The sequence below is a fragment of the uncultured Fibrobacter sp. genome, from assembly GCF_900316465.1.
Lineage (GTDB): Bacteria > Fibrobacterota > Fibrobacteria > Fibrobacterales > Fibrobacteraceae > Fibrobacter.
Genome location: NZ_ONDD01000001.1, coordinates 44529 through 59439, shown reverse-complemented (window position 1 = coordinate 59439; position 14911 = coordinate 44529). Strand labels below are relative to the sequence as shown.

Below are 14911 nucleotides of genomic sequence, written 5' to 3'. Positions count from 1 at the left end.
GTTAAACATATTATGAGTGAAAATAAAATCCATAGGCTCGATGTCGAAACTCCTCTGGGGGTGGTCCACCTGGCTGGGTTTGCCCAAAAGCCGGACCACCGTTCGGTGATTTTTGGCCTCTTGTCGGATTACGTGGGGGCGCCCGTGAGTGGGGCCGACTTGTGTGAGTCCAAGGAGAATCCTCGCCCCGAGTTCCCGAAGCTCGACTTTGACGTGAACTGGACGCATTCCCAAGGCTTCTGCGTGTGTGCCTATGGCGAGCGCGGTTCTCGTGGCCGCCTAAAGATCGGGGTGGACTTGGAAAAGTTTTCGCCGAAACGTTTGCACCTGGCAGAGAGATTCTTTAGCAAAGAGGAATCGACGCAACTTGCGACTCTCGGCGAAGAGCTCGCCATGCAGGAATTCTTTAAGCTCTGGTGCCGCAAAGAGGCTTTTTACAAGTGCGTGGGCGGCGAATTCTTTGAGGGCACTCTGAGGCGCGATATGCAAAAAAATCCGGTGCTTGTGGAGCAGCCGGATTCAAAAGAACCTTTTACCGTTCATTTTGTGGACTTGGATGCGGCTGCAGTCGGAGCCCCGATGCGCGCCGCACTCTGCGTCGCTGTAAGCCGTTAGTTAGGCAAGTTCTGTTCGCCCTGGGCAATCGGGGCGTCGGGAGCCTGGCCGCCTTCTTTCGGCGCTTCGAGCGCGTATAGCGGCAAGCTGGCCAGTTCTTCGCCGTCGATCAGCAAACGAATCATGTACTTGTCCGGGCGCTTGATCTGGAAACGCTGCAGGTTGAGGACCATGTTCACCGCGGCGGTGTCAAAGCCCTGGGCCACAGGTTCCAGCGGAATCTTGGACTGCATGGGCGGCACAATCGGCTTGCCGCAAACATCTTCGAATGCAAGCGTCAAGTCGTGCATGCCCGCTTCGCTACGCATGTAACGGATTCTAAAAGCCGTAGAACATTGTGGAATCACCAATGGAAAATTTGCAAAAATTCGGTCAAATGCTCCAAGGATGTTCAAGCGTCCGCCAATTCCGTTGGCAGTTGCTGCATCACAAATAGCGGCTATTTCAATATTCATTATTTAATCTCCCAGTTGTCGGCCACATACTTCATGACAAGCGGACCGTTGTTTTTAGCTGTGTGTGTGTCACCGTACGCGGTTTCGCGGGCGAGCATCGAAACGTAAACCTTTCCGTTGCTGGTTGTTGCAATCGTCGGACTGGAACCGCGCAGATAGTACTTGTTCTTGTTGTAGAATACGGAGCTGAAGTAGGGCAGCTGGTTTTCACCATGCAGGTGCCACTTGTCGCCTTCGAGTCTGTACACGTGAACCTGTGACAAGTTGGGTCGCCCGGCGTCGTCCATGGCGGCGTACAGCGTGTTTCCAGAGACGGCGAGGCTGATGTTGTAAGCAATCAAGCCTTCGTGGATAGACTTGCTGTATACTCCGGACTTGTCAAGAGTAAGGCTGTTGTTGGAGATCTTTCCCTTGTACAGGTACGGACCGTATTTTCCGCCTTCCACGTTGCGGTTTGCAAAGCCAAGGTACAGGGTGTTCGATTTTTCAGCGAGAGCTATCTTACTCATGTGCTTGTCGATTTTTTCGGCATGAGTATTCTGGTAGCTGCTGCTGTAGACGAACTTGTATCCTGTGTAGTCCGAGGTGTTGTCAACCGCGACGATGACGAGGCTTCCGTTGCTGGCAAATAGAGCGTTGAATTCACGGTAGTTCACTTTAGTTGTGTTATTACCATTGGTAAAGCTGTACTTGAGACGGTTGAACGTGGAATTATTCTTCCACGTGCTACCGTTCAGTTCGGCCAGGTAAACAGCGTTGCTCTTGAGGTACATGACCAAAGCGTTTGTGGCGCCGCTCTTTACAAGAATCTTTGCCTGCGTAACGCCTTCAATGGTGTTGCCGATCTGGGTGAACGACTTGTATACGCTGAACTTGCCTGTGCTATCGAGCACGCCGACATAGACCGTAGAACCATCTGCCGCCAACTGGATCGAAGTTACCGGTTGGGTAAAGGTAAAGGAACCGAGGTCTTCCCATTTGTTGTCCTGGAGTTGTTTTACGACAATCTTCTTGGCCGCGTCATCATGGTAGGCGACGGTAGGTACGTCGCTTACAAGCGTCATGACCGACGGCGTATTCGATGTGCTCTTTGCAATGACGGTGTCCGGACCCTGATTACGCCAAGCCTTGCGGAAGTACACCTTGCGGCTGACTTCTTCGGCGCGGTGCCTGTTGTAGAAGGAATGCGTCGGAGTTGTTGACGTACTGTCGCGGTAGTCTAGAGAAATGGTCATGGAGCCTTCGGTCGTTTTGCGGATGAAGGCGGTGTTGAATTCAGCGATGCTTGTGTCGAGGCCGCCGTCCTTCTTGCCCTGATAGAAGTTGCCGTCGACGTTGCTGAATTTCCACCAGTAATCCTGCATGTTTTCGTTACCGAGGTCGCCCATGATGGAATTTTTGGCGGTCCATTCCGGCGTGTAGAAGTAGATAGCTTCATCATCGACGGATTCGTCGCCACTCCACAGGTAAACGGTATCTGCTGCGGTAATGACACCTACCGGATGATGTTTCATCAAGAGAACTTCGGTCGTGTCGCTGAAGGTTGCCTCAGTGCTGGATTCCTGAGCAGACACAATACAATACATGTCTTTACCCTTTTCGGAGTATGTCGAATCCTTGGGGATTCGGAGCGTTTTCCCGTTGGCGGTGTAGTCGTACTTGATTTCTTTCGGTTCCAGGGTCTTGCCGGTGGCTTTGTCCACACAATTCCATTTGAACCAGTCAATGCCCTGCCATACGTCGTTAACGGTGGCGTCGAGAATAAATTCATCGCCTTCGTTAATGTAGATGAGCTGTTCCTTGACGCGAATAATTGGAGTGTCTGTCGAGTAGGTAATCTTCATGGTGTCAGAAACCATGTTGCCGTCGTTATCGGTAGCGCGAGCGACGCAGTAGAATTCTGCTTCGGCTGCGGGGGCTTTCCATACGGTGTCAAAGTCGCTGACGGTTTTCCACTTGCTTGCAATCTGTTCGGGCGTGCCGCAGCTCCATTCTCGCTTGGCGATGCTTCCCGGGTCCGAAGGCAGATTGTTATTGTCGTAGGCGTCGGCATTCAAGGTGATGTTGTAGCCTGCGCGAACGACCAAGCTCTTCTTGGTGACTTCGATGCTCGGAGGTGCAAGGATAATGTCAATCTTGACGGTATCCTTGGCAATGTTGCCGTCATCGTCGGTGACGCGGGCAATGCACTTGTAGCCGTTCTGTGCGGTAGAAGGCATGACCATGGTCGTGCGCGGCGATGTGGCGGAACTGTAAGTAAAGCCGATGTTTTCGGCGGAGGCTGAACCGCAACCCCATTCGTACTTGACAAGCGAACCCAAGGAGTCCTGTGCGTGAGCGTTCAGTTCCACAACGTCCTTGATGGTAACCTTGCTGTAGTTGACGTATGCGGTGACAGACGGCATACCGACAACGACCTTGTAAATGGCTGTGTCGCGGGCGGTGTTGCCGTCATCGTCAGTAACCTGGACTACGCAGTAGTAAGCGTTTGTGGCGGTCTGCGGCATAACGACTACGGTCTGTGCCGAACTCATATCTTCCCATGCCGGGTTCTTGAGATCGGCAAGCTTGTCGCTACAAGCGCTTTCGTATTTGGCTATGTAGCCGAGCTTGTCGGATGCAATTGCTTTGATTGTCTGTTGACTGTTGATCTTGACCGTGTCTCTCTTGGTGTTCAGACGAATGGTGGGCGGGTCGAGCAAAGTCTTGAAAATAAGCGTGTCAAAACCTTGTTCGCCATCGTCGTCGGTAGCCTTGAAGATGCAACGGTGGTTATCAACTTCAGCGCCCGGAAGTGTTAACTGGAGGGCGATGTCGCTGACCGATGAAGTGGGCGGGTCAATGTCTTTCTTATAGTCGTAGCTGACCATTCCGTTGCTGCAGCCCCATTCAATCTTGTTGATGGTGCCGAACTTGTCGCTTGCCGATGCCTTCACGGTGACGACGCTGTTGATCTTGTATTCGTTCGTCTTGCTTTCGGTGGTGACATCAATCGTCGGCGGATCGCTAATCACGATTACCTTGGTGGTGGCGGTGCTGGATTTGTCGTTTTGGTCAGTAACGGTTGCCGTAATCGTGTAGGTGCCCACGGCCATGTAAGCGATGTTAGCTTCTTCGGTATTGTTTGCGGGGCAGACGTAGCCAGTTGCCAACTTATCTTTGCCGGAGCAGTTCCACGTGATTGTCATGTCCGAGCTGGACTTGCCCTTGTAAGTCTTGACCTTGAATGCGACAACGTCGTTAAGGCTTACGGTGTCATCGAAAGCGGGCTCGGTAAAGATAATGGTGGGGTCGTCTCCGCGGATACCGAATTTGACTTGGGCTTTTACGTCAGCTCCGTTTTCGGTGTAAGATACGGTCATCAGGTATTCTTCACCTGCAGTTGCCAAATCTTTGAGTTGATTGTAAGAGTATGTTAAAGTGGCCCTGCCGTCTTCATCGACTTCGGTCGTTTTTTTGGTATCGTCCAAGCTCCAAGACCATGTGACCTTTCGGGGGGCGGGCAAAGCATCGCTGATTTCCGCGTTGAATGTGAGGGTCTCATCTTCGCCAATGCGGGCGTTCTTGTCGCCATTAACATCCAGAGCAATCTTGGTTGCCATGATGGTGATGGTTTGTTCCAGCTTTTCGATGTTGCCGGCTTTGTCCTTGGCGCTGTAAACGAGCTTATGGTTACCGTCGACTAGATTGTTCAGGCTCAAGGCGCAGTTGTAAATGGCGCCCTCTTCGCCGATGCTGCATGTTAAGCGCTCTACCTTGCCATCGATGCTTGCGCTGACTGAATCAATGCCGGTACCCAGGTCGCGGGCGTAAAGCGTTTGATTGTAGGCGCGTGTTGTCAGGGTGTCGATGTTTTTCACGAGAAGCATGGGCGGTACGGTATCTTTCAAAATGATTTCATCCATGCTGATGGTGCTGCCCGATTCAACAAAGAGACTGTCAATCGTGCGGCTCTGGTATTCCCTGAGCGAATCAGAGGTGATGGAGGCGGCGTATATGCCTGCATCGACCTTGACGGTGTAGTTACCCTTGCTGTCGGTGTAGGTGTCGAAGGTCTTGTTTCCGTTGCTGAATTCAACATGAATGTTGGAGTGGTTGTCTTTGCCTTGGTATTTGGCCACGCCAGTAAAGGTTCCTTGTGCGGAACTCAGGTTGCCAATGAAGAAGTTCCACGGACGGCTTGTATTTTCGCCGGTAGAAATACGCGTGAGTCTTACGATGTCGTAGCCGTCGGTAGCGTACATGTCCCAGTAAATGCGGCCAGTTAAAGCCTTGCCCGGTTCGCTAATGAGGGTGATGTTGTTCTTGCCGTTGGCGTCAATCGGTTCAAAAATGTTCGAGGTGTATGCCTTTGCAATCAAGTCGTCGTCAGTGAAAGCCTTTTGCGGCGGTTGACTGTTCTTGGAAACCTGTGCATATATAAAGTACTGTAAGTTCTGCGGGTTGTCGTCGTCTTCGCCTTCGTAGTAAAAGTAGAAACGGTCGTTAATGTTGTGACGGGCGCCGTCTTGCGGGTAAATGACCTTGAGCCTTGGAATGCGGTTGAAGTGCAGGTTCACGCTATCCTTGGTTTCATTGCCGTCATCGTCGGTCACGATGACGTAAATCTTCTGGTTGCCAAGGGAATCAATCCTGCTCTTGTCGTTCTTGATAGTCAGGTAGAGCGAGTCGTTGTCTTCGTACATCTTGTACTTGACGGTCTTGGCGGAATCTTTCTTGCCGCCGGCATCGAGGTCGACCTTTACGTCTACAATCGTTCCGAAGGAGTCGTTTGCCAAAATCGGGAAGGTGATATCGCCATCGTGCTTGGTCCAGAGGGTGTCCTTGGGGACAACCAAGGTGGGTTTGGTGTCGATGACCTTGACCCATGCCTTTCGGGTGGCTATACCGGAGGTGTCGGTTGCGTTGTTTCCGTCAAAGGCGACGAACTTGGGCTCGTAGAGGCCCGGTTTAGCGTATACCCATGTCTGCAGTTTGGCGTTGTCGCCAATAACGGTGGTGTCCTTTCCGTTCTTTTTGGTAAGCGTCCACTGGAACCTGTAGATCTTGTCCACGTTATAGGGGAGGACGGCGAACAGGTACACGGTGTCGTTGACAGTAACGGTCAGGGTGTCCGGAATGGTGTCGGCTTCCATGACTGCGGTATTTATCATGGAATCCGCGAATACCTTGGGGTCCTGAATAGGCTCATTGAAGACGAAAACGCGGGAGTGGTTGTTCTTCAGGTTGACGTTTTCCTTAACGGGAGATTCCCTAGAACATCCGAAAAGGGCTAGAGCAGCGCTAAGGCCGAGGGTGAACATTAAAAAATGGGGTACACGCATAGCACATCCTCAATTAAATACTAAACAATTTTTACACTTTAAATCTATCTTTTTTATTTGAAAAGCGTGAGTGAAAATTTACACTGATGGAGCAAGATTATGGAAGAAATCCCACTTTGGTACTGCCTGGCCGTATTTTTTATGCTGGGAGCCTGTGTTGGCAGTTTTTATAACGTAATTGTGTACCGCATGCCCCGCGGAATTTCGCTGATTAACCCGCCTTCGCATTGCCCGCTTTGCAAAAAGCATATCCCGCTGTATTACAACTTGCCTATTATAGGTTGGATTATTCTAAGAGGGAAGAGTGCCTGCTGTAAGCAGCCCATTAGCATTATTTACCCCATTGGGGAATCTTTGTGTGGCCTTTTGGGTGCTCTTGCCTTGTATGCGGCTACCGGTTTTACTACGGATTTTACTGCTCCGGTGCAAGGTGTTGAGGTGTGGGCCGATGCGTTGGCCTTGTTCTGGTTACTGCTTGGCATTTACCCGGTAAGTGCTGTTGACTTTAAGTACAAATTAATTCCTGATTCTATTTCGGTGGGCGGCATTGTCGCGGGCCTTATCATTTCTTTTATTCCGGGGGGCGTGACTCCGCTTGAAAGTATCGTGGGTGCAGTTGCTGCTGGTGGTGGCCTTTATTTGCTTGGCTGGGTGGCGACCAAGGTGCTGAACAAGGCTGCCATGGGCTTTGGCGATGTCAAGTTGCTGGCCGGTTTTGGCGCACTCATGGGTGTGACCCGCGCGGTCGAAGTGCTGGTGGTTGCCTCGATTCTTGGCATTTTGATTATGGTGCCGTATGCAAAGATTGCTGAAAACCGTGCCGCTAAAAAGGCTGCTCAAAGTAAGGCTTCGCAAAATAAGAATGCTTCCGCCGAAGAAGACGAAGGCGCTGGCCAGATTCCTTTTGGCCCCTTCCTTGCGGTGGCCGCCCCGTTCATGTACCTGTGGGGCGATGCCTTGAAGGAACTTTATTTAAAGCTCGTCGTGGGCGAGTAAAAACGTCCATAGTAAGTAGATTGCTTCGCCCATTTGTAATGGGCTCGCAATGACGTATTCTAAATATCTTTCTGCATTTCGTAGAAGGCGTAGAGCCAGGCTTTTAGGCGGGTCCAGCTTCTGTCGCCCTTGTAGCGAATGTAGTCCCCGAAGGAATAGAACAGGATGTCTTTTGCAAGACCAGGGGTCGCCCTGATTCCTTCGACGCTGTAGAATTTCTCGGACAGTTTCAAATCGGTATCGCGGATGGTAACGCCGTCCACCGCAATAGTCAAGTGCTTCTTGTGGATTGCGAGCGAGTAGTGGTGGCGCTTGCCGTCAAGAATGCTGGCCTTGCCGTATTCAATGGAATCGGTAGAGGCGGTGTCGATGCCGTTATAGATTCTAGTGCAGATGGCGGTAGAATCTTTTTGGCAACGGCGGATTTCGAAGCCCAGGCTATCGCAGTTGCCCAGCAGGACGGTGCTGTCGGCAAGGCTGTCCAGTTCAAGCCAGAAACTGATGGCGAAGCTGGAATCTTCGAACACTTCAATCCAACGCCAAAGAGTGTCCGTTTCTACTTCGGGCCAGTAGGCTCTGAGGCGATTATAAGTATAGGAGTCCTTTAATTCTCCGCTTGCTAACGTCAACTTCGCGGTCGGATCCATCTTGGGAACGACAATCCAGTATAGAGTCGTGTCGTTGAGCAAGTCTTTTTTCTTCGAAGAAGTGGAGATGACGTTGCCGAGTTGGTCTAGGAAGAAATCTGCTTTCCAGTTGTAATGGTAGAAATCGTCATCGGCAATCTTGACCGGGACAATCAGCGAATCGATCACGGCACCGCCTATCGTGTCGTACATGTCCGATTCCGGAAGCTTGAAGTCGAAATCGAGCAATGTTTTTTCGGCGATGAAGGCGTCGCTTGCGTACAGGGTATCGCCTGCGCTGAAATTCCATTCGACACCAAGCGTGCGGAGTTCCTTGCCGCTTTGAATTTCAATTTGCTTGACGTAATCATCGTTGTCAAAAAGCGGGATGTTCTTGACAATGGCGTAGCCGCGCTTGATGTCGTCCTTGGAAATCTTCTTGCAAGTGAGGGTTCCCGTAATGCAAAGGGTTGAGCCTTCAGAGAAAATTTCTTGCGTTTCTTCGCCGTGGCTACTCTTGACGGTTTCGGTGTAAGAGGTCGAAATCTTCAGGGTGGCAGGTTCCTGCACGTGGACGTATACCGTGTCCACATCGTTCCGCTTCAAGACATCGACGCCGTAGAGCGTGTCTTTTTCGCCGTTTAGTCCTGTTGCGGTCGCAACGACGCTGTAAGCGCCCGTTATGTCTTCGAATACGGCGTAGTCCCCGTATTTGACTGTGGCGGAATCCAACAATTTTGTCTTGCCGTCTACGATTTTGGTCAGTGCGAAATTGACCTTGGCCGACTGTTTGGGGTTGTATTCGTCGACGTAGGAGTGGAGGGTAAAAGCCACGGTGTGCCCCGATTCAGTTTCGGTGAGCACTCCGGCGTGGTCCGATTCGTGGGCGTCATTCGGTGGGCTGCATGCCACAACCTGAGACAATATTGCCGCAACGACGAGGGACAAATAAGATTTGATTTGTTCTTTTTTCATTTTACATCCCTATCGTTAGTGGCTAATCCAAATTTGAGAACAGGTGAATGTTCAACTGGTAAACCCCATCGGCTTTTTCTTTGTCCTCGCCGATAATGCGCCTGGCCTTTGCCTTGAATTCCTGCAGTTCGGCTTCGAGTTTCTTGTAAGCTTCGCTCGAAATGCTGAAGGTGAGCGTGCTCATCGTAGTCGGCTGCTTGGGCGGCGTCATGAGGGCTTGCTTCGAAAGTTCAAAGCATTGTAACTGGTATTGCTTGATCAGGTCGGCGTTGTTGTACGGGCCGCTGCTGATGCTTTCTTTAGTGGGCTTCCAGAATCCGTTTTCGTTCTTGCGGGCGAGCCCGAGCCTTTCGAGCAGGGCGAGCGAATCTTTCAGTTTGCCAAGCGGAACCTTGGGGAATATCCGCTTTTGAACCGGAGTCATGTCGTCGTCCACGTCCATGGCGTCTAATACGGCGAAAAGGGCGCTGTTGTACCAGTGACTGTAGTACTCGTAGGCGTCCTCGTTCATGATATGCTGCGGGTTCGGGTGCTGCTTTAGCAGTTCCTGCATCGCGGCGTTGCGGATAGATTCGTTTTTGGCCTGGTCCAGTTCGACCAGGGTTTCAAAATATTTGGCTTCTTTTTTGTCGAGTTCCAGGATTTCGATAAATTTCTGTACCATGCGGGGGCTAACCTTTTTGCCCCTGACAACGTCTGCAAAGTAGCTGCGGCTTTTTTCGAGGCCGAGCAGGTTGCAAATTTCGGTACGGGTAAAACCGGGTTCCTCTTTGGCTCGGGCAACCTGGTATTCTTCCAAGAACTTGCGGAAGTGAGTAAACTGGTAAATGTCTAAATAGCGATTCACGTTTTTTAATATAGATTTTTTGCGGGGATATTGTATAAGAATTTTTAAAATTTTTGAGAACATGTTGAACTGCTCACAAAAAGGCGGTAAAAGGGTGAAAAACGGGAATTTTTTACACATTTTCATGTTTTTTAATGAATTTGGCCCTTTTCTTACACGCTGCTAACACATTTTTACTACTCTAAATAGGAATATTTGGGCGAAATTGGATTATTTTATGGGAAAGGATTTTGGGAAATGAAAAAGGTGCTTTTTACATATGTGATAGCGGCAATGGGCATTCTGGTTTCGCAGGTGAATGCACGTCCGGCTGCTCCGGGTTTCCAGACTATTTCTAATAAAGACGGTAGCTCCGTTTCGATTCGTCATTTTGGTGACGAACATTACTTCTTTACAGAAACCTCTGACGGGTTCCTTGTAACGGGTGATGGCAACGGCAGTTACGTGTATGTGGGCGAAGACGGTACTCCGAGCAAGTTTATTGCAAAGAATCCGGTGGACCGTACCGCCGAAGAAAAATCGTTCTTGAACGGGCTAAATCAGGAGGCGGTTCACCAAAAGCACCAAGAACTGAATGGTGGCCGATTTCCCGATGAAGAAGGACTGAACAGCGAACAGACGTTTACCCATACGCCCGTGATGGCGTACAACCAAGACGGCGTATCTGCCACGATGCTTCGCCGTGCGGTTTCTGAAAAGTGGACGAAGGGAGAACGCTGGTTCCCGGTGCTTTTGATTGGCACGTCCGATAAAAATCATGGCGATTCGGCTGCGTTCTATGATTTCTTGAACAAGCCGGGCTACAACGTCAACAACAATATCGGAAGCCTGCGTGACTACTTCTTGTATGTGTCCGACAGCATGTTTTCGCCGCATTTCGACGTGTACCCGATCAAGCTCAACAAGGCGTTGACGGACTATGGCACCGGCGACAATTTTAAGGAAGGCCAATTTACTGCCGAGGGCCTTACGGAGTTGGCAAAACGTGCCGATTTCCAGGCTAATGCGGCCAAGTATTGTTTCAGCGGAACCAATGTCGATGGCTTTATCTTCTTGTTCCCGGGCATGGAAGAAGATGCCCTTAAGCAGAGCGGTCTGTTCTGGGGACACCAGTTCTGGATGCAGTCGAACGGATCTTCTTCGGGTTGGTTCCCTTCGGCGTATAAAACAGGCGGCTATACTTTTGACAAGTACTTGTTTATCGCCCAGTATGCGGACGGTTCCAGGAATTCGAAAATCAACAAGATGGGTACGTTTGCCCATGAGTTCAGTCATGTGATGGGCTTGAATGACCATTACGGCAAGGACGCAAACAACAACCAGGTCGACGGTCCGAGTGTCTACGACATTATGTCGCTGGGTATGTATAACGGCTCTACGTTTAACGAGGGCAACGCGCCCATGGGCTATTCCGCCTACGAAAAAGAAATTATGGGCTGGCTGAAGCTGAAAGAACTTGAAGCCGATAAAACGTATTCGCTCAAGAAATTGAGTCAGTTGCAGGCGTACTCCGTTACGAACCCGAACCAAAACGATGAATACTATATTGTGGAGTATCGCCCTGCGGAATCGTATGATTCGTATATCAAGAATTCCTTGGGTTGGGGCGCTCGCTCCAGTGCCAACGGCGTGTACGTGTGGTATATTGATTTTGACCAGAAAACTTGCGTGACGAACAATAACGCAAATGGAGACATTAATCACCAACGAGTGGCGATTGTGGCGGTGCAAGGTGCCAAAGGTTATTACGCGGATTTCTCGTACGTAAACAAGAATGGCAAAGCCTCTGTACCGGGCATTTACAATATTGTACTCAACGGTAATGATAGGGCTTGCTTTACTACGTCGCAGGGAATGTCTTTGTCGGCTTGCCCCGAAGAAGAATCCAGTTCTTCTGTGGCAAGCTCCAGCAGCATTGCAAGTTCTAGCAGTATCGCCAGAAGCTCCAGTAGCATTGCGAGAAGTTCCAGCAGTTCGGCCAGAAGTTCTAGCAGCGTGCGCAGCTCCAGCAGCGAGCAGAAATCGTCGAGCAGCGTTGCTTCTAGCTCTAGCCAGGCGGTCGCGGAATCTTCTTCAAGTGTTGCGCCGGAATCCAGTTCGTCTGCGTTTATGAGCGTTGTCGATGCCGGTACCGTAGTGCCGCAGGTGCATTACTCGCTGGATGGCCGCATGCTCCATGTGTCTACGAATGTCGCAGGGGTAAAGACGCTTCGCCTATTCGATATGCAGGGGTACTTGTTGTATGCAGAATCGTTTACGGGAAATGCGGCGACGCTTGACCTTGGCAACGTGAGCCGTGGCGCATTCGTGGTACGCCTGACGGTAGGCAGCAAGGTAATTGCTGTCAAGAAAATCAATCTTTAAATGCTTGATTACGAGCGCCGCCAAGTGTCGCGCGGCGGGCGGTCTATTTCTCGCTGCCTTTTCCGCCGACGGGGAACAATGCAAATTCCAGTTGGAAAACTTTATCGCTCCCTTCGTCTTCTTCGGCGAGGAGGGCGATTTCTTTACGGAATGCGTTGATGCGTTCTACGATGCGCTCGTAGCCTTCTTGGCTGATGCCGAGCGTAAGGCCCGAAACATGGCGCGTGCCCGGAGCGTCGCGGTCGATAGAATCAGCCGCAAGTTTGAGGCAATTCTGGTGGTAGCCGCGGAGTGCCAGTTTCGAGGTACGGTCACCGGTGGTAATGGCGCTTTCGGTCAGCACGTACTTGCCCGATTCATCTTTCTTGATGAGTTGGCATTCTTCGAGTAGCTTTACGGACTGTTTTGCCTGTTCAACAGTGATGTTCGGACGAACTTGCTTGGCGAGCGCCTCGTAGTTGCCGTCAAAACCGAACATTCCGATAAGGCTGCGAATAGTGAGGTGACGCCAGTCGGAATATACCATGTACTGAGCATGCCCGAGCAGGTGCTGCTTTTCGGCGAATCGTACGACTTTGAGCACGGCCTGCATTTGTTCGAAGGCGACGTTGCGTTCGTCGGTGGTTTCGGCCTGGTTGAACTTGACAAGCGCCACGAAAAATTCGGTTTCGTGCTTGCCGAGGCGAAGCCCCGAAGCCACTTTGGGAATGCTTTGGCTCGAAAGGTTCTTGCCGCCGTTCATGACGCGGCTAATAAAGTCCTTGGCCTTGAAACCGATCTTGTCCGAAAACACGCGAAGCGAAAAGGCGGGGTTCGCCTCTTTCTTTGCGTTGTAGTAATCTTTCAAAAATTCCCGGTAATCCAGGTATTCGAAGATCCTTTTTGTCGGTTTCTTTTCGCCCATGCCTTAAATGTAAGAAAAATGGTTGCGAAGAGGGGTGATAGTGCAATATTCCCGTTGTCTAGAAACAACGCGTTATCATAGGGAATATTTGTTTTCCTTTTTAGCGAAACTATATTTATATTAGTGGTGATGGATACTTTGAAATACTTTTTAGCGGGTTTCGTTGCCCTTTTTGTGGGTTGTTCTTCGGACAGCCATGTGGCGGGCAATAGTGCCGAAACGGGTTCCCCGGAACTCGCGGGTATCTTGGTGCTTGATAATGGTAAGCCTGCCGCCCGTACGAAAGTTCAGTGTGTGCCGGGCGACTACAACATCGTTGCTGCAAGCGAGGCTGACCAAGTCCTGCCTTCCGCGTTCGAAACCGAAACGGATGAAAACGGAAACTATGAATTTGACACCATTCCGTCGGGCAGTTTCTCCTTGGAGGCTTTCCACCAGGAATCCGGCCAGATGCTTCTAGTGCAGGACCTGAGTGCCGAAGAGGACGAGCCCCTTGCTGTAAATGACACCTTGCGTAATTCCGGAACGGTCAAGCTTCTCGTATCGGGCGCGTTCCGCGAAAACCAGGGTGGCGAAGCCATCGTTATCGGGACGACAATTCGCAGAAGGGTTTCTGTACAGAACGGGAAAATCGTGGTCGATAGCCTCCCGGCAGACACGTTTGAACTTATTGTTTACATGGATGGCATGAGCCCGTTTGGATTTAAGGATGTTTCCGTAAAGCCTGAAGAGACTACAGTCTGGGGCGATTCGGTGACATACTCCTTCAAGGCTCCGCTCGCACTCCCCGATGAAATCGATTCGCTCGGCACCGTCGTGAGCGATTTCCCGCTGGCCATTCGCTTGACGGAAAAAGAAATTGCTTTCGATTCTGCGGAGGTGGTGAACGGCCGCTGGGAGGCCGTGCGCATTTCGCAGGACGGAAACCGCAGCAAGAAACTCCCTATTGCGCGAACCTACTTTGATGCTCGGACCAAAGAGGCTGTGTTCTGGGTGCGTGTCGATTCGCTGAATGTTTCAGATTCCCTGGAACTCCATTTTGACAACACCATGAACCCCGCGTACGCAAAGGATGTGTTCCCCACGAACCGCAGCTATTCTTTGGTGTGGCATTTTGATAGCGGCCTTGCACCCGTGGACGATGGAGCGGAAAAGGGATACTTCGAAGGTCTGCCGACAGGGGCCGTGGCTGCCGACGGTGTTGTTGGTAGGGGAGTGGAACTTGATGAAGGCGATGTTATTGTCGTCGAGAATTCGAGTGCGACTGATTCCTCGCGCAAGGTGAACTTGAATTACGACGGTAGCGAATATTTCTGTTTCTCGGTGTGGGTAAAACTTGACAATCTCGAAGAAAAACAGACCATCTTTGAAAAGTCCAAGGAATATGCGTTGCGCTATGATCCGGAGAAGGGCTTTGTGGTTGACCTCTGGGTTCCCGATACGAGTTCCGATTCAATAAAATACGCCTGGGTGTCTGGAACGTCTGATATTAAGGCGGGCGAGTGGGTCTATGTTGCCTTCAGCCGCCACACGACTTCGCAGTCCAATTTCTACGTGAACGACCGCAAGATTGAAACGGAGCCGGAACAAATCGCTTGGACGGGCGTCCGTGAACTGGCCGACTTCAAAGTGGGCGGCTTTACCGGCATGATTGACGAACTCATGCTTGGGAGCTGTTACCGCGATGACGACTGGACACGCCTTACCTACCTGAACCAGCGTCCCGAAAATTACTGGCCAGCCCTTTCGGCCCGCTAGGCGTAATCCATAAATAATTATTTTTTTGTAAAAATGAGAACATTTTT

General features: G+C 50.8%; 9 protein-coding genes. 4 read left to right on the top strand and 5 right to left on the bottom strand.

Going from position 1 to position 14911, the window contains the following annotated elements; all coding sequences use genetic code 11:
• The first annotated feature begins 12 nt into the window (after positions 1-12).
• Positions 13-615: a 4'-phosphopantetheinyl transferase superfamily protein gene (locus QZN53_RS00195; RefSeq protein ID WP_163436608.1), complete on the top strand. Its 603-nt coding sequence runs from the start codon at positions 13-15 to the stop codon at positions 613-615.
• On the opposite strand, the gene QZN53_RS00190 is transcribed toward QZN53_RS00195, so the two are convergent.
• Positions 612-1070 (bottom strand): hypothetical protein, encoded by a 459-nt coding sequence (locus QZN53_RS00190; protein ID WP_163436606.1) that lies wholly within the window; start codon positions 1068-1070, stop codon positions 612-614. The genes QZN53_RS00195 and QZN53_RS00190 overlap by 4 nt on opposite strands.
• Complete coding sequence (locus QZN53_RS00185; protein WP_163436604.1) at positions 1070-6394, bottom strand: hypothetical protein; 5325 nt, start codon at positions 6392-6394, stop codon at positions 1070-1072. The genes QZN53_RS00190 and QZN53_RS00185 overlap by 1 nt, the downstream gene beginning before the upstream one ends.
• 99 nt (positions 6395-6493) lie before the next feature.
• On the opposite strand from QZN53_RS00185, the gene QZN53_RS00180 reads away from it, so the two are divergent.
• Positions 6494-7390: an A24 family peptidase gene (locus QZN53_RS00180; RefSeq protein ID WP_163436602.1), complete on the top strand. Its 897-nt coding sequence runs from the start codon at positions 6494-6496 to the stop codon at positions 7388-7390.
• Positions 7391-7449: 59 nt separating this feature from the next.
• Here the strand turns inward: QZN53_RS00180 and QZN53_RS00175 are convergent, their stop codons facing one another.
• Both QZN53_RS00175 and QZN53_RS00170 read right to left on the bottom strand, forming a co-directional pair.
• The gene (locus QZN53_RS00175) at positions 7450-8928 is read right to left on the bottom strand and encodes a hypothetical protein (protein WP_163436600.1); all 1479 of its coding nucleotides are present in this window, start codon (positions 8926-8928) and stop codon (positions 7450-7452) included.
• Between the two features lie 85 nt (positions 8929-9013).
• Complete coding sequence (locus QZN53_RS00170; protein ID WP_163436598.1) at positions 9014-9838, bottom strand: TIGR02147 family protein; 825 nt, start codon at positions 9836-9838, stop codon at positions 9014-9016.
• A 237-nt stretch (positions 9839-10075) separates the two neighbouring features.
• Between QZN53_RS00170 and QZN53_RS00165 the strand changes: the two genes are divergently transcribed.
• Positions 10076-12202, top strand: coding sequence for an immune inhibitor A domain-containing protein (locus tag QZN53_RS00165; RefSeq protein ID WP_163436596.1), 2127 nt, complete (start codon positions 10076-10078; stop codon positions 12200-12202).
• Positions 12203-12245: 43 nt separating this feature from the next.
• Here QZN53_RS00165 and QZN53_RS00160 read toward each other — a convergent pair whose 3' ends face one another.
• Positions 12246-13106 (bottom strand): TIGR02147 family protein, encoded by an 861-nt coding sequence (locus tag QZN53_RS00160; protein WP_163436595.1) that lies wholly within the window; start codon positions 13104-13106, stop codon positions 12246-12248.
• A gap of 129 nt (positions 13107-13235) precedes the next feature.
• Between QZN53_RS00160 and QZN53_RS00155 the strand changes: the two genes are divergently transcribed.
• Entirely contained in the window at positions 13236-14864 is a 1629-nt protein-coding gene (locus QZN53_RS00155) for a LamG-like jellyroll fold domain-containing protein (protein ID WP_163436594.1), read from the top strand.
• Positions 14865-14911 lie beyond the last annotated feature (47 nt).